The 14,930-nt window shown below is 41.6% G+C and carries 27 protein-coding genes; 18 read left to right on the forward strand and 9 right to left on the reverse strand.

Annotated features, from left to right (window positions below; translation table 11 throughout):
* Window positions 1-230: 230 nt before the first annotated feature.
* The 3 genes from NXS07_RS21620 to NXS07_RS16395 form a co-directional block, all read right to left on the reverse strand.
* Window positions 231-422, reverse strand: coding sequence for an antitermination protein Q (locus tag NXS07_RS21620; protein ID WP_308686630.1), 192 nt, complete (start codon window positions 420-422; stop codon window positions 231-233).
* Between the two features lie 74 nt (window positions 423-496).
* Window positions 497-814, reverse strand: coding sequence for a hypothetical protein (locus NXS07_RS16390; RefSeq protein WP_242425201.1), 318 nt, complete (start codon window positions 812-814; stop codon window positions 497-499).
* Window positions 801-974 (reverse strand): hypothetical protein, encoded by a 174-nt coding sequence (locus NXS07_RS16395; protein WP_258087158.1) that lies wholly within the window; start codon window positions 972-974, stop codon window positions 801-803. Before NXS07_RS16395 ends, NXS07_RS16390 begins: the two co-directional genes overlap by 14 nt.
* Window positions 975-1,192: 218 nt before the next feature.
* Between NXS07_RS16395 and NXS07_RS16400 the strand changes: the two genes are divergently transcribed.
* The 15 genes from NXS07_RS16400 (at window position 1,193) to NXS07_RS16470 (ending at window position 6,620) form a co-directional block, all read left to right on the forward strand.
* Entirely contained in the window at window positions 1,193-1,573 is a 381-nt protein-coding gene (locus NXS07_RS16400; protein ID WP_038214940.1) for a transcriptional antitermination N peptide, read from the forward strand.
* 64 nt (window positions 1,574-1,637) lie between these two features.
* Window positions 1,638-1,799, forward strand: coding sequence for a hypothetical protein (locus NXS07_RS16405; RefSeq protein ID WP_155272338.1), 162 nt, complete (start codon window positions 1,638-1,640; stop codon window positions 1,797-1,799).
* A 3-nt stretch (window positions 1,800-1,802) separates the two neighbouring features.
* Window positions 1,803-2,189, forward strand: a complete 387-nt coding sequence (locus NXS07_RS16410) for a hypothetical protein (RefSeq protein ID WP_258087159.1) — start codon at window positions 1,803-1,805, stop codon at window positions 2,187-2,189.
* Window positions 2,186-2,596, forward strand: coding sequence for a hypothetical protein (locus NXS07_RS16415; protein ID WP_238127269.1), 411 nt, complete (start codon window positions 2,186-2,188; stop codon window positions 2,594-2,596). Before NXS07_RS16410 ends, NXS07_RS16415 begins: the two co-directional genes overlap by 4 nt.
* 74 nt (window positions 2,597-2,670) lie before the next feature.
* Entirely contained in the window at window positions 2,671-3,015 is a 345-nt protein-coding gene (locus NXS07_RS16420) for a hypothetical protein (protein WP_051862903.1), read from the forward strand.
* On the forward strand, window positions 3,005-3,283 hold the full coding sequence (locus tag NXS07_RS16425; protein WP_038221952.1) for a hypothetical protein: 279 nt from the start codon (window positions 3,005-3,007) through the stop codon (window positions 3,281-3,283). Before NXS07_RS16420 ends, NXS07_RS16425 begins: the two co-directional genes overlap by 11 nt.
* Window positions 3,207-3,395 (forward strand): PerC family transcriptional regulator, encoded by a 189-nt coding sequence (locus NXS07_RS16430; protein ID WP_071827748.1) that lies wholly within the window; start codon window positions 3,207-3,209, stop codon window positions 3,393-3,395. The genes NXS07_RS16425 and NXS07_RS16430 overlap by 77 nt, the downstream gene beginning before the upstream one ends.
* The gene (locus NXS07_RS16435; RefSeq protein ID WP_038221954.1) at window positions 3,395-3,613 is read left to right on the forward strand and encodes a hypothetical protein; all 219 of its coding nucleotides are present in this window, start codon (window positions 3,395-3,397) and stop codon (window positions 3,611-3,613) included. Before NXS07_RS16430 ends, NXS07_RS16435 begins: the two co-directional genes overlap by 1 nt.
* Window positions 3,613-4,401: an ORF6N domain-containing protein gene (locus tag NXS07_RS16440; protein WP_258087160.1), complete on the forward strand. Its 789-nt coding sequence runs from the start codon at window positions 3,613-3,615 to the stop codon at window positions 4,399-4,401. Before NXS07_RS16435 ends, NXS07_RS16440 begins: the two co-directional genes overlap by 1 nt.
* A 10-nt stretch (window positions 4,402-4,411) precedes the next feature.
* Entirely contained in the window at window positions 4,412-4,660 is a 249-nt protein-coding gene (locus NXS07_RS16445) for a hypothetical protein (RefSeq protein ID WP_051862904.1), read from the forward strand.
* Window positions 4,657-5,187 (forward strand): beta clamp domain-containing protein, encoded by a 531-nt coding sequence (locus tag NXS07_RS16450; protein WP_038221958.1) that lies wholly within the window; start codon window positions 4,657-4,659, stop codon window positions 5,185-5,187. Before NXS07_RS16445 ends, NXS07_RS16450 begins: the two co-directional genes overlap by 4 nt.
* A gap of 10 nt (window positions 5,188-5,197) precedes the next feature.
* Window positions 5,198-5,425, forward strand: coding sequence for a hypothetical protein (locus tag NXS07_RS16455; RefSeq protein WP_038221960.1), 228 nt, complete (start codon window positions 5,198-5,200; stop codon window positions 5,423-5,425).
* Window positions 5,415-5,639 (forward strand): hypothetical protein, encoded by a 225-nt coding sequence (locus NXS07_RS16460; protein ID WP_038221962.1) that lies wholly within the window; start codon window positions 5,415-5,417, stop codon window positions 5,637-5,639. The genes NXS07_RS16455 and NXS07_RS16460 overlap by 11 nt, the downstream gene beginning before the upstream one ends.
* Window positions 5,639-6,313 (forward strand): FeoC-like transcriptional regulator, encoded by a 675-nt coding sequence (locus tag NXS07_RS16465; protein WP_038203543.1) that lies wholly within the window; start codon window positions 5,639-5,641, stop codon window positions 6,311-6,313. Before NXS07_RS16460 ends, NXS07_RS16465 begins: the two co-directional genes overlap by 1 nt.
* Window positions 6,303-6,620, forward strand: a complete 318-nt coding sequence (locus NXS07_RS16470) for a hypothetical protein (protein WP_038221966.1) — start codon at window positions 6,303-6,305, stop codon at window positions 6,618-6,620. The genes NXS07_RS16465 and NXS07_RS16470 overlap by 11 nt, the downstream gene beginning before the upstream one ends.
* 138 nt (window positions 6,621-6,758) lie before the next feature.
* Here NXS07_RS16470 and NXS07_RS16475 read toward each other — a convergent pair whose 3' ends face one another.
* From NXS07_RS16475 to NXS07_RS16490, 4 genes are all read right to left on the reverse strand, one after another.
* Complete coding sequence (locus NXS07_RS16475) at window positions 6,759-6,959, reverse strand: site-specific integrase (RefSeq protein WP_258087161.1); 201 nt, start codon at window positions 6,957-6,959, stop codon at window positions 6,759-6,761.
* A gap of 24 nt (window positions 6,960-6,983) precedes the next feature.
* Complete coding sequence (locus tag NXS07_RS16480; protein ID WP_258087162.1) at window positions 6,984-7,472, reverse strand: tyrosine-type recombinase/integrase; 489 nt, start codon at window positions 7,470-7,472, stop codon at window positions 6,984-6,986.
* Window positions 7,473-7,541: 69 nt separating this feature from the next.
* Complete coding sequence (locus tag NXS07_RS16485) at window positions 7,542-8,012, reverse strand: Arm DNA-binding domain-containing protein (protein WP_258087163.1); 471 nt, start codon at window positions 8,010-8,012, stop codon at window positions 7,542-7,544.
* A 105-nt stretch (window positions 8,013-8,117) separates the two neighbouring features.
* Window positions 8,118-8,453, reverse strand: coding sequence for a DMT family transporter (locus NXS07_RS16490; protein WP_038206146.1), 336 nt, complete (start codon window positions 8,451-8,453; stop codon window positions 8,118-8,120).
* Between the two features lie 259 nt (window positions 8,454-8,712).
* On the opposite strand from NXS07_RS16490, the gene ttcA reads away from it, so the two are divergent.
* Window positions 8,713-9,669, forward strand: coding sequence for a tRNA 2-thiocytidine(32) synthetase TtcA (gene ttcA, locus NXS07_RS16495; protein ID WP_258087165.1), 957 nt, complete (start codon window positions 8,713-8,715; stop codon window positions 9,667-9,669).
* A 277-nt stretch (window positions 9,670-9,946) separates the two neighbouring features.
* Here the strand turns inward: ttcA and zntB are convergent, their stop codons facing one another.
* Together zntB and NXS07_RS16505 are read right to left on the reverse strand one after the other, a co-directional pair.
* Window positions 9,947-10,930 (reverse strand): zinc transporter ZntB, encoded by a 984-nt coding sequence (gene zntB / locus NXS07_RS16500; protein ID WP_038206152.1) that lies wholly within the window; start codon window positions 10,928-10,930, stop codon window positions 9,947-9,949.
* 12 nt (window positions 10,931-10,942) lie between these two features.
* A complete protein-coding gene (locus NXS07_RS16505; protein WP_038221323.1) occupies window positions 10,943-12,559 on the reverse strand; it encodes a peptide ABC transporter substrate-binding protein in 1,617 nt (538 codons plus the stop codon).
* A 166-nt stretch (window positions 12,560-12,725) separates the two neighbouring features.
* Between NXS07_RS16505 and tpx the strand changes: the two genes are divergently transcribed.
* Together tpx and NXS07_RS16515 are read left to right on the forward strand one after the other, a co-directional pair.
* Window positions 12,726-13,229: a thiol peroxidase gene (gene tpx / locus NXS07_RS16510; protein WP_038192181.1), complete on the forward strand. Its 504-nt coding sequence runs from the start codon at window positions 12,726-12,728 to the stop codon at window positions 13,227-13,229.
* Between the two features lie 554 nt (window positions 13,230-13,783).
* Window positions 13,784-14,785, forward strand: coding sequence for a serine/threonine protein kinase (locus tag NXS07_RS16515; protein WP_051862870.1), 1,002 nt, complete (start codon window positions 13,784-13,786; stop codon window positions 14,783-14,785).
* Window positions 14,786-14,930 lie beyond the last annotated feature (145 nt).

Here is a 14,930-nt window from a genome sequence, read left to right on the forward strand (position 1 = left end):
CATCACTTTACACGCTTTAGAAACGTTGCCGAGTTCTTCGGCTAAATTAAGCAAACCGACTTTGTGTTTGATAATAGAATTGTTAGTATAAAGCATGAGAGTTACCTCGTGTTTTGTTTAAGATTTGGACATCTATATCAAAACCGGTAACTCTCAACTTTGCAAGTTGAACTGTCAGACCAAGTCGCGACTAATACATATTAAGCCAATGCCGGACAAAAAGCAACGGTTTATTTTGTCATCTTATTAAATGCAGCTTCGGCACGGCTTTCTTCGGCATAACACTTACTCACTAGTTTTTCATAAAAAGGTTTCCAGTTCCGCTTCCATGTTCTTTCATTCAGTTCAGGTAAGTAAGCCTTGATTGCCGTATACCTGATCCCGTTGGACTGTACACCATGAAAGTACGGTGTTGCTTCCAGTTCTGACGCAGCATGTTCAAGGTACGTTCTTGGGCAAAGTTGGGGGTAATGGTTAGCATCTCTTTGCCCCTTATTTATTTTTTATTTATAGTAACCGTGCGATACTTTGCCACAGGTAACTCTCCGTTGCCGACCGCAAGAGCCGAATCAGTTCTACTCGCCAAAGTCTCGCTGTTCGGTTTCTTGCTTCTTTTGATTTTCAGTTCGTTTTTCCACTCATTGATAATCCGCTTACTGTCCTCGGCGTGCTCACGTGCAGGCATATTGCTGTACTGGCGCGCATAATCGATTTTATGGAAGTGCGGGTTTGTTATTGCCGGTGTGACAATGCCAACGGCGCGATTAACGTCTTCGTCAGTTGGTACGCGATCAAGGTATTTATTGAAAGTCAATGCGCCGCTCAGTGATTTTTTTCAGTTGCTTAACCGCACGAAAAACGTCTTTCACGCTCTCGTTATCCGCTGACGGCATCGTTTCACCGTCGATCATCTCCCCGTCAATGAACAATGGAATGCTGTCAATAAATGCGCCACGGTTGAGGAATTTGTTCACCTCGGCTGTAGTGATGATCGGGTAAGTACCTACAATGAATGCTCCGCCCTTGTGGAGAGTCCCTACCCAAAGTGATTTTTGGGGCGTGGTTAGCAGAGTCTAAGGATAGACATAGAGTCGCTGGAAAGTTTGCTCGTATCTTTTAGATATGTGCAAATTTAAAACAGGCTCATAGATCATTAACTACACCCCAAAAATTACTAATTAGGGGTAATAAAATGGAAAATATCATTGTTTTTCCTACAGGTGGCCGCCTCAGTTCAAAGATGCGCCGCCATCTGGAACGCGGTAATTTAATGACTCGCCGCCGTTTAGAAGAAAATATTCGCCAGTCTGAAATAAAAGCGCTTGAAAATATCATCGATCAGGCTTTTGGATTGGAGACCGAACCGCGCAAGGTATTAACCATCCAGCGCAAACCACAAAACGATAGCGCGAACGCAATAGTCAACCTGATTGTTCTCGTCAAAGAGAATGACGAACAACAAGATCCAACACCCAGTTTTGATAATTGCTGCATGAATAAAGCAGCTCTCTACTCAACCAAAACTAAAACCCGCCGTCGTCTGGAATCAGGCGGGGTTACTGCCAGAGTGTGACATTTTCTTTATTAAAGATAATCTTGAATTGAAAAAATTACTCCGCATTCAATAAAAGGTAATTATGAAAATTTTTATCTTTGCAGCAATAGAGCGAGCTAATACCGATCAACAGCTCCCTATTAAAATTAAATGTGTTGCTGAAAATTATCACCAAGAAAAAGCGATGCTATCTGGTGAATATATCACAACATGGGCTGGTCAAATTATTAATCGTAAGGAATAAATAATGATAAATAAACTACAAGCAGCCGTCGAGATTGCAGAAGAAATTGAAGCGTCATTAGCTCCAATCATCACTGCAACTCAGAATGAAGCCGAACCGGATGCTTATTTAATATGTCGTGGTGTACATCGTCAAACGTGTAATTTAGCTCAGCGGTTAAAGGATATAAATAAAGATTATATTATGGAGAGTGTAATTGATACATGTTCTAATTTAGATATTGAATTAGAGCCAGCTAAAAATGCAATCGAAAAATCAAGATCACTATTGAGCACAATGATTGATGTCTGTGGAGATAATGACGACGCAAATTTACTTCTTATTGCGATAGATTTAGCCTTTGATGCTGGCAAAGAAATAGCACGAGTCAGAGGAGTAGAATACTCATGAAAATACTTAAACCCATCGAAACCGCCACTAATCAAGAGATCGTTATTGAGCCACGTGAAGTCTATGTCGTTCGCGGTTCCGGCAAGACTTATCTGAGTGAGAAAGGCGCACTGAATAAACTGGCTTACGTTCGGGCGCAAGAGCAGTTCAACGCCGACGAAAGGCCAAGCAACTTCCCTGCCGAAGAAGTCATTCAGGAAGACGGCACTTCTGCATTACGCCGTGGAAAGATGCGACCTGAATTTATGGGACGACATGCTCAGGTGCTGGAAGAACTGAAAGCCGATGTTAGACGAGAAAGGGAAAAGATAGCCCTACGGAAAAAGCATTCAAAAGCAATGAATAAAATTAACTCATTACATGAAACAATATCTGAGTTAGAAATACAAATAGCCGAATTAGAATAATAAAAACAACAAAACAAATTTAATTACAGCGCCATTGCTGGGGATTCGCTTACTCCAAAAACGGAGAATATAAAATGACACAATCAACTTTGCTTGAAAGAAAGCGAAAGGCATTTATACATGCAAAACTGGATGCATTACAAAAGAAGCACGGCTCTCACTCTGTATTTGTAAAAGAATCTGGCGTTAATTGCCGACTGGATTTAGACGAGGAGATATTAACTCTCGCTTTAATTAAGTTCTTTGAGGATGAACTTGACGAACACCAACATAAATTACATGAACTTATAAACACATATGACAGCTTTTACAACAAGTTCGGAAATTTAACCGCAGAAGGCAATGAGTTTATGAATGAAATATTAAAACTCATTGCAAAGAAAACAGAACCCATAAATGGAGATAACAATGAAAAATGAAACCTATTTATATTTTGCTGAAACAGCCATCCAGAAAGAGAAAGAAGAGAAGTATGACCTTGCAGCTTTATATTGGGGAAAAGCCAAATATTTAGCCGCTGATCTTAAGCATCGATTATGGGCGCAATATAACCAAGAGAATAACGAAGAAAGACACTTATTACATAATAGCTATAAACAGGCGGCAAATGATGACTACATACGAACAAGCAAAGCAATTAGCACGGATTTTAGAACTCCAAGGCTTCTTTCGCCGTGCGGCCAATAAATGGGGTGAGGCTCTTTCATTAACCCAAGAGCACAAACAAGAACAAGAATGCACCAAGAATAACCTGCGCTGTGTTCGACAAGCAAGAATAACTATTCGGGAGGGGTTGTAATGGGAAAAAAGAAAAGAAATAAAACACAACAAGGCTTCATGGGAATGACTATCCCCCAAGGAATGCAATTAGGAAAAGACGAAGAACGTGATTATTTAAATTCAAAAAAATATATCGCCAATTTCTCAATAGAAGGCGAATTCCTAAAAGTACCACTTAATAGAGCTATGCGACGCCATGCAAAGAAAATGAAGATTGAACTTAAGGAAGCAGAATAATGAGCAAGAAAAACGAATTAGTAACTATCGATTCAAACAAGCTGCCAGTAATCGAATGGCAAGGCGTTCGTGTCGTTACCACTGAAACGCTGGCGACTGGATACGGAACGGAACCAACAAACATCCGTTCCAATATTGCTAATCATCGCAGCCGCTTTATTGAGGGTGTTCATGTATTCACTCTTAAAGGTGATAACTTTCAATCATTTAAGAACCAAGGCAATAATATTGACTTGGTTAATAAACATGCAAATCAAATCACCCTTTTCACAGAGAAAGGTGCGGCTCGCATGTCGAAGATTCTTGATACCGATGAGGCATGGTCTTTCTTTGAAAAGATGGAGTCAGCTTACTTTCACCAGAAAAAATCCGCAACCAATCCCCCTGCCTTGCCCGGTGATTACATTGCAGCTCTGGAAGCATTGCTGACAACTGAAAAAGAAAAGGTCGTCATTACTCAAGAACGTGATGAAGCTCGCCGTACCAAATCACAGATCAGTCGCAGTCGTGAGGCTCAGGCACTCGGCAAACTCAGCTCTGCCACCCGCAAATGCAGAGAGTTGGAAGAACGTCTGGGCGAAAGCACAAAACACGCAACAGTTACGGCTGTGCAGAACGCCACAGAAAAAGAATACAACTACGCCCCACTCCGTAAATGGTGCCGTGAAAACAACATCGAAGTTGTGAAGGTTCCCGATACCCGATATGGACATGTTAAGTCATGGCCTGCCGAAGCATGGCTGGCTATACACGGTGTTGATCTCAAGAAATTATTTGGCAAGAAGTGAGGTGATGAAAATGGAAAGAACAAGATATGTTGTGACCTATTTAGGTGATTACCCCTGCGGACATCGCCACCCACTAAGCATTTCTATGGTGGCTCGTGATGCTGCTGACGCTTTCACTAAAGCACAAGAAACACTCGCATTCACTGATGATCGCCTGACATCAACTAATCACACCCTCTTCTCTGTCATGCCTGAGGGATTCAACGAAAGCATGCTTGCTGACATGCACCTGTGCCCAAACGCGGAGGTGAAGTCATGATCATCAACTCCAATTTATTACGTGCCGCATTGGTTTGTGTGGCTAAAAATGACCCGCGTTATTACCTTTGCGGGGTGCACATCACCCCCAAATATCTGGAATCAACAAACGGTCATGTGGCTTTACGGTTGGAGCATGGCGTGAACACACGCCGTAAAGCTATCGTTCAGTTTTACGGGAAGATCCCCAAGAAAGCAGAAACCACAGAACTGCATTTCACCAAAGAACCTTATGCCGTACACCGAGATGTTAATGGGGCGCGAGTGGGATTTACCGTCTTATCAATACTGGATGGACGCTTTCCTGACCTAAGCCGCATCATCCCAAAGAAAGTGGAAAATGTTATTCCTCACTTTCAGGCTGAGTTCTTGGCTTACCCCTACAAAATGTTTGAAGCCGATTCAGCTTTCATCACCGTTTCCCTGTATCCATCCAGCATGACAGACGCCTGCTTAATGAAGTTTGGCGACAACATCAATCAGCGTTATGGCAATCCTCTGTTTGTCGTCATGCCATGCCGGGTGTAAGGAGATCGCAATGAGAATTGAATATCTCGACAAGGGCAATACGGCACAAATAGTCATTGCCAGCTTCATCACCGAACGCAGCAAACACAATCGTTGTGTTGATGCTGCCCTGTTAGCCACACCTGTTCGGGCTTCTTCTTCCGGTGTGTTTTTCAGAAGAACGGTTATCACAGGCAAAGCCAATCACATGATACGTGCTTACAAGACCATTTGTAAGGAGGCTGACAGTGACAGATAAGCATCGCCAGATGGCAGACATTGACGATGTGCTTGTTAAGGCAACATTCCACATCGACGACGGCACGGATCAAACACAGCGGCTCATTCATATCATGAGGCGTAACCAACATCTTCATGAGGGCATCTGCCCTCCTCTGCCACCCGCACCAAAAGTGGCAGAAGTGAAGTTAACACCGGTGAAGAAAGCGCGTAATAAGCAAGGTAAAGAATAATGACTAATAAACCACTTACTATCGAAGTGCTGGAAGAATTCGGACAATGTGATCTTACCACACTGGCAGCTCACATCGGCAGAGATGAAAGTGTCGTAGATGCCATGCTGGCAAACTATATTCGCAAGGGAATAGTTGAATCGGTCAATGGCATGTATTCCCTGACAGAGCAAACAGCACCTAATAATATGAATGTTAAAGAAATAGCCTCTAATCAGGCAGCACCAACAAAAGTTGAGGTATTGAGAGGATTACTCTCTGAACGTGGAGAAATGTCTTCAACTGAACTTGCGAAAGAAGCAGGCTTCCCAGTGAACAATATCGGCGGGTTACTGGGAAAAGATATAGAAAAAGGTGTGATAGGCATGCATAAGAGGGATGGGCGTCGTTTCTATTATTGGGTTGCGTCTGTTTGTCTTCCTGTTCGTCATGTTGAGCTGATTAAGCCGGAGATTGAAGTGGGAGTTTCAGAACCACAACCAATGAAGCCAGTGATTGAGTCCAGTGACTTTATCACGGTTCCGAGTAGTTCTGCACTGAAAAGAGAGTTGCAACAACTCGATCAGCGTCTGGACGTACTTCAATCCGAACGGCAGCAAAAGGCCAGCATTCTAGACCTTATTTATGAACTGGAAGACCTATTGTCTGTGAAGGCGGTGAGCCATGATCAATAACTCCTTCCACCTGACTCAAATCATCGCCTCGGTTTGGGGCGATCCTTCTGACATCACCGATGCAATCTGGCAAGCAGGATACCGTAAACCAGAACGGGGAGAAAAGGAAATCGCCGAGCTTATTATTGACGTTATGGACGGGGTGCCTGATCAGGTGCCCTACTCTGAAAGGCCGAAGAATCTGAACGACATTCTAACAACGGAGCTGAACAACATTATTTTTGATGCGACATGGGAAGGAAAGGCAACACCTGCAACGGTGGCAAAAATGATTTTGGAGAACGGTTATCATAAAGGAGGTGTATGATGGCGGAGTCACCCTATATCAAAACAAAGGAACTGGCAGACCGATATGGCGTAACATCACACACGATAAGGTTATGGTGCAGTAATGGGAAGCAAAAACGAGAAGGCTTCCCAAAACCCAAATTTAAATCTGACCAGCTTAATTTTCTACGGCAGGATATTTTTGATTGGGAGGGCGGGAAACAATTTTAGTCAGCTTCTCCCACCAGAGTTCATATGCCTCTCTCTGCTCATTCAGGTAGGTGTGCTTATCGTACACCTGCCACACTCCCGGCAGTTTATAGCCTACCATAGTTTCAGCTATATGAGGCGCAGTCAACTCAGAAACGCCAGTACGCATCGTTCTGCGCAAATCATGGATGGATCAATAAGTATAAGAATCAAAGTGAGAAGCCATCCCTTTATTGAGCTTCGCGACAATGTCACTATGCGACCTATCTGAAAAGGATCTGCCACGTAACACAGTGAACAGATATTCACTCCCATAATTTAATTTTTTTGCCTGTTCAATTAATTCTTTGGCTTTTGGAATAATCGGCCTAATAATAGGTTTCTTAGTTCTTCTTCCTGTTTTATGGTTTGCGGGAGGGGCAATCCAGATATTTTTTTCATAATCAAAATCATTAACTTTAGCTTTCAATAACTCAGCAATACGGCATTCAAATAATAAACACAACTTTACTATCAGTGCATTGTGTGGATTATACTTAGGAGCATTGATAAGCTGGAAAAGAATCACCAGCTCTTTTTCGCTTAGCGTTCTATCCCCCACATTTGTATCAACATCCGTATTTATGTCCTGACCTCCTAAATCACTTGATATCACATCAGATAGAGGAGTGTTATTAGTCATTCCTCGCCGAACAGCCCATCGATGCGCAGTTTTGGAATATGTCAATATCCGCTTACCGATTGCTGGTGATTATCTTGTGACGAATTCGATTAAAGTCAGCCAAATAGGAAGTTTTACCTCATCGTGGGGTAGTTCACCGAATTTTGGGAAAACATGAATCTCGAAAGTGCGCAGAATTGCATCAGCATTAACTTTTACATCCTGCATAGTCGTCACCCACCATTCTCGTATAAGCCCTTTTACAGTTACTGCATTCAAAGCTAACTCTTTGCGTGCACGCTTAACGATTTTGGGATTACGGTGTTGTTCCAGTTCCCCACGGTAAAAGGTTACAGCGTCACGAGCATCTTTTAGACTGGTTGCTGGGTAAGTTCCGATATCGATCCTATCCCCTTTTCCTCCCCAGCGATACCGAAACTGAAAAATCACTTTACCTTTCGGGGTAACACGAACAGATAAACCATCTCTATCTGATTTGGTAATCATTTTTTCTTGGGGCTTGCCACTGGTGGAGCGCAGCCATGAATCAGTAATTGCCATATCACTTTCTTCAAAAAATAATACAGCTTTTAATGTAGTTTATATACACATTCATGTACGCATTTATCATGACACCAGATGAATGCTTGTGAATATTGATGACTATCAGTGATTAGCTCCACTATTAGAAAACAGGTTTATTACCAAAACACCCATGATAATCAGCAACATTCCTATTATCGCAGGTAAATCCAGTTTTTGCTGGTATAAAAATATAGCTGCCACCGAGACTAACACAATGCCAAGCCCCGACCAAATAGCATAAGCAATTCCCAACGGAAGCACTTTTACAACCTGCGATAATGCCCAAAACGAGAAGCAATAGCCTATCACAACGACAATAGAAGGCATCAAGCGACTAAACCCATCTGATGCCTTTAGCATCGTTGTTGCGATCACTTCAGAAACGATCGCGATAAGCAAATAACCCAATCCATTCATACCTGTTACCAATCCACAAGAGACAAAATAGTATCTCACACCAAAAACCAGCTGAATCTACCATAATTTCAAATATAACGCTTTAACGAAAAAAAGGATTTCTATTACCAAATTTTTCATAAATCTTAATCCATGCTTATCTGGAAGACTTTTTTACCAACTCTGATTGATAATCCCTTTTCATCCGCTATCATTGCTTCCTTTTTTATGTTCTCCGCCATAATAAACTGATTTCAGTTTTTTAAAGGTCTTCCAATCCATTGCTAAACAGGCAACCAGAAAAAGTAAAGAACAATCAGAAATGAATAGCCAGAAAAATCAATATAATTTCAATAAATTACAAAAACGCCTGCGTCGTGACGCGGGTCAGGCCATTGTAGACTTCAAAATGATCGAAGAAGGCGATCGTATTATGGTCTGCCTTTCTGGTGGAAAAGATAGCTATACGCTTCTATCCATTTTGCAGAACCTGCAAAAAAGTGCACCAGTTAATTTCTCTCTGGTGGCGGTGAATCTGGATCAAAAACAGCCAGGATTCCCTGAACATATCCTGCCAGCCTATCTGGAAGAACTGGGCATTGAGTATAAGATTGTCGAAGAGAACACTTACGGTATTGTAAAAGAGAAGATCCCAGAAGGGAAAACCACTTGTTCGCTCTGCTCTCGCCTGCGTCGTGGTATTTTGTACCGCACGGCAACTGAGCTAGGGGCGACCAAAATCGCTCTGGGCCATCACCGTGATGATATCTTGCAGACCGTATTTTTGAATATGTTCTATGGCGGTAAATTAAAAGGCATGCCTCCCAAATTGATCAGCGATGATGGCAAACATATTGTTATCCGTCCACTCGCTTACTGCCGGGAGAAGGACATTGAGCGTTATGCCGAAGCCAGAGCGTTCCCGATCATTCCTTGTAATCTATGCGGCTCGCAACCTAACTTACAGCGTAAGGTCATTAAGGACATGCTACGTGACTGGGACAAGCGTTATCCAGGACGAATCGAAACTATGTTTCGTGCCGTGCAAAATGTGGTTTCATCTCATCTCAGCGATCTTAATCTGTTCGATTTCAAGAGTATTACTCATGGCAGTGAAGTGATTGATGGTGGGGATTTGGCCTTTGATCGTGAAGAGCTGCCCTCGCAGCCGGCCGTTGAATCAGATGAGCAACTTGATTTTCAAGCGGATCGTCTGGATGTGGTCGAAATAAAATAGCGAAAAAAATAGCCGATGTAAAAACTGACATCGGCATAATTATGGTCAATTATTCTGTACAAAACTCAATTTGAGAAAAACTACAATTATGGAGCACAACGTTCATCACCCAACGTTGTATTCACCTGCGAAAGCTATAATGCCTTAATTGTAGGATCTAATTATTGATATATCTCAAACAAGATAACACTAACCGTTCGATTTTGAGATAGTAGCTCGGTTTGAGGATAGTGGTCTATTAAATCACCACATATCCCTTACATTTTTATTTAGTTCCTTATAACCATTTGGTTCGTCTCAACCACCAAGCGAAAATAGTTATCAGTATGGACAGCAAGAAACAAAATATGCCGAATCCAAACCGATACTCATTGCCAGGTATTCCACCAAGGTTAACGCCAAACAAACCTGTCAAAAAGGTCGTTGGCAGGAACACCATCGTCAGCAAAGACATCATATAAATGCGGCGGTTCATCGCATCCGCCATCATGGACGATATTTCATCTGCAAGGACTGCTGTCCTCGCTATGCTGCCATCAAGATCATCCAGCCCCCGCCCGAGACGATCAGCTATCTCCTGCATCAGACGACGATCCTCATCATTCATCCAAGGTAGCCGTTCACTGGCCAAACGCAGAAATACGTCACGCTGCGGTGCCATATACCGACGCAAGACGATTAATTGTTTACGTAATAACACTAATTCTCCGCGTCCGGGGACTTTCTGCTCCAGAATATCGTCCTCAAACCCTATTAGGCTATCATGCAGTTCTTCAATAAAATCGTTCATTTCATCGGTAATGGCCCCTGCTATTTCAACCAGCCAATGCCCCGTACTCTTGGCACCAACGCCATTATGTAAATCATCCATGGCTTGATCGATACAACGAACTTTCCGGTGACGACTGGAAATAATCATTCTGTCATTGATATAAATGCGGAACGAGACCAAGTGATCAGGACGTGCATTTTCATTGCGATTAACTGTCCGCAAGGTGATCATGGTGCCTTCGCCAGTGCGAAGCACTTTTGGTCGGATACTTTCACCTGACAACCCTTCTTTCACTGAGGTCGGCAGCAAAGCCGTACTCATGATCCATCGCTGGCTGGCCTGATTTTTATAATCAAGGTGCTGCCAGAATGGCTGCTCTGCTGTTGCGGCTTCGTCTTCCCCAAATGCCATGATACCTCCCTTACCATTCAACTGGCAGGAATACACAGCGTCGGAATCTTTAAAAACTGAGCCATAAATCGTTTCCACATCTGCTCCTTTTTAGTGCTTGATGATGTACATACTATGACTATAGGCCACGTCTTCAGGATTGGTGATCGGGTATCCTTTTAGCCACGATTTGATCAAACGGCCATTGGTATATTGATAAATAGGAGCAATTGGCGCTTGTTCGGTAATTATTTTTTCTGCCTGATTATAATCACAGTTTCTCGTCATTTCATCAGTTTCCTGACTAGCTTCTTTTATCAATGTGTCATAGGCAGAATTGTGGAATTTAGCGAGATTGCCACTATGCGTTGAGGTCAAAAGAGATAAAAAACTTGATGGCTCATTGTAGTCCCCAGTCCAAGATGCTCTGACGACATCAAAATTACCGGTATTACGATTATCAACATAGGTTTTCCATTCCTGATTGACTAATTTCACCTCAACACCCAGTTTCTTTTTCCACTCTGAACTTATTGCAATAGCGATCCGCTGGTTATTTTCTAAGTTGTTATAAAGCAGAGAAAGTTTTAATGGATTACCGAAGCCATATCCGGCTTCTTTCAATAATGTCCTCGCCTGATTATCCAATTCCTGTTGGGTTAAAATTTCCTGCCGACTTTTTTCTGGCTGGAATCCAGCAGTGACATCAGGTGTAAAGCGCCATGCAGGTTTTTCTCCCGTTCCCAAGATTTTTCCTGCAATCAGTTTCCTATCTATCGTCATGGAAAGCGCTCGCCTAACGCGAATATCATTGGTGGGTGCCCGCTGTGTATTGAATGCGTAGTAATACGTACCTAATTGATCCGGCGTGAATACTTCTCCTGGAATATCCCGCAATAGTTTCTGATACATATTTTTAGGGAAAGATTCAGTAATATCCAAATCCTCTGCCAGATAACGCTTGGTCGCGTGGGATTCCTGATTGATAGGTAAAAAAGTAACTTTTTTCAATACGGTATTTTTATGATCCCAATAATAAGGGTTTGGTGTCAGAACAATTTTTTCATTTACAACACGTCCCGTAAGCATAAATGCGCCATTACCAACCAAATGACCGACTCTTGTCCAATCATTACCATATTTTTCAACACTCTGTTTATGAACGGGATAAAGGCTAAAATTGGTTGTCATATTGGGAAAATAAGGAACTGGACGATCTAGGCTAACTTTTAATGTATATGGATCAATCGCTTCCACTCCCAGTTTTTCTGATGGTAATTTGCCATCAATAATTTCTTGTGCATTCTGAATGCCTGATAAAGCCGCAAACCAAGAAAAAGAGGATGCATTAGCAGGATTAACCAACCTCCGCCAACTATAAACGAAATCAGATGCCGTGACCTTGTCACCGTTAGACCAGCGTGCATTCTGCCGTAATGTAAATACCCACGTCTGGTTGTCTGTTGTCTTCCAATCAATAGCAACACCAGAGATAGGCTCTCCATAAGCATCCTGATTCACCAAGCCTTCAAGCAGGTCACGCAGCACTTGTGCTTCTGTCAAGCCAAAGGATTTAATAGGATCCAATGATGCAGGTTCATCTTTCAATTGACGAACCAGTTCCTGACGGGCGTCAAGTTGAGTTCCAGTAGGTACATTAGCGGCAGAAACAGAAAAAGAAAGCCCAGTCATCAGCAATACAGAGGGAAGCAACTTAAAATTATGCATGAATTTTTGCCTTGTGAGTCTAATAATTATCCTAAAAATAAATTATAAAACATTGTTAATTAAAGGAGGGCAGAGTATTTCTGAATATCGCGTCTATTTTGGTGGGCAAGATCGCACTCTTCCTTTACACTGATAACGCAGTTTACTTAATCGAGGGATAAAAACCATGACACAAACAGTCAAGTTTCAAGGTAGCGATATCACCATTAATGGAGATTTTCCACAGGTAGGCCAAACAGCAAAAGAATTCTCACTGGTAGCCAAAGATCTCGCCGATGTGACACTGAGCCAATACGCAGGGAAACGAAAGGTACTCAATATTTTCCCAAGTATTGATACAGGTGTTTGTGCCACATCCGTCCGTAAATTCAATCAAGTTGCCAGCGAACTGAATAATACTGTCGTACTTTGCATTTCAGCAGACTTACCTTTTGCACAATCCCGCTTCTGTGGTGCTGAAGGTTTGTCAAATGTGGTGATGCTTTCTACATTGCGTGGTGGTAAATTTCACGAAGATTACGGTGTTGCGATAAGCCAAGGTCCATTAGTTGGGTTAACTGCACGTGCCGTTGTTGTCTTGGATGAAAATAACCAGATTATTTATAGCCAGCTAGTTGATGAAATCACCAATGAACCTGACTATGACAACGCATTATCAGTACTAAAATAAAATAATATTACTTTTGTTTTCCAACATGGCAAACCAATTGTTTTATAAATAGAATTTATTTTCTGGGCGGCAAGCTATTTGTGATTGCCGCCAACTTATCTTATCAGTACACCAAAAAAATCCTCATTTCAGTAATGATAACTGACAAAATACACAGAAATCATACAACCTAATATCTCCCATAAAAATAATTTTAAATCAAAATATTAAAAACCACCTATTTCTTAAATTCATTATTTTATTATTTGGAAGTTATTTCTATAAAAAAAATTAATATCAATAAAATTTAATTGAAAAATAATTAACATTATGAAATAGTTCATTCCAATTAGTAATATTAATTACATGGAATTCCAGTTTTTTGTTTGGGTCCTTCCACTAAAGGCGAAACCTTATTACCATCAATATGAATGAGTTTTAGGAAGCACACACCGCCTCAACATGGAAAGGTACACCTTGGCTATGGTGAAGGATAATGTTTCACCTACAGGTATCGTTCAAGCAAGGTGAGTTTCAATACACAAATTAGATCTGTGTTCAGGAGAACATTCATTATGCAGAATACTCATAATAACTACTCCAGTGGCGAGTTTTCTCTATCTCATGCACTTCCTATAGGGTATTGTTTCAACGAATTTGAAATTGAAGAAGTCATTAGCGAAGGGGGATTCAGTATTGTATATCGTGCATGGGATCACCGACTGAAACGCACTATTGCTATTAAAGAATATATGCCTTCTATTCTCGTTGTACGTCGTCAGGATCTAAAGCTAAATCTACGCAGAGCAAGTCTCAAAAAGAGATTCCAGATCGGGCTACATAATTTTATGCATGAAGCCCATTTGATGACCTGTTTTAATCACCCCTGCCTGCCACGCTTTCTGCGTTTCTGGCAACAAAATAGTACTGCTTATATTGCAACTCCATTTTACAGTGGGATGACATTAAAAAAATTACAAACGAAACGCCCAAAGATCATCAATCAAAATTGGATTTATAATATGTTGTTTCCTTTGCTTGATGCTATCGATACGCTCCACCAAGCAGGATATCTGCACTGTGATATTTCTCTGGATAATATTCTGATTCAAGATGATCAGTTACCCATATTACTTGATTTAGGCTCTGCCAGAAAAGCAACGGAACGTTTGTCAGATGAAAAGGAAGTGACCATAAGTCCTGGGTTTACGGCTGTTGAGCAATACACCGCCAACGAAGAAGGGCAACAAGGTCCTTGGACAGATATTTACTCTCTAGGAGCGGTATTGCATACCTTGATTGTCGGAACCCCTCCTCCAGTCAGTATCGTGCGAAATATTGAAGATAACTATCAGCCATTGAGTAAGCTTTGTCCTGCGGGATATTCTTCATCATTTTTACATGTAATTGACCGTACTTTGAAAATAAAACTATCAGAACGCCCATTGTCTATAACAGAACTAATGACGCAGATAAAAGCGTCTACTATAAAGACATGTCGAGTCCCTGTATTATCTTATACCCGACCAAACACCTTTACGGCTTACGTTCCTCCCGTAAGTTCAAACAGCGAATAATCGTCAGGTAATCCTTTCATTTATGAAGTCCGAAAATTAGCCCCATCAGATAAAATATTTGATGGGGCTAGGGCGTGTTGACGTTTTGTGAAGGTAATCTGAACAGCATGATGATTGGGTATAATCAATTTCGCCAAAAACTCAT

The sequence above is a fragment of the Xenorhabdus bovienii genome, assembly GCF_024721015.1.
GTDB lineage: Bacteria > Pseudomonadota > Gammaproteobacteria > Enterobacterales > Enterobacteriaceae > Xenorhabdus > Xenorhabdus bovienii.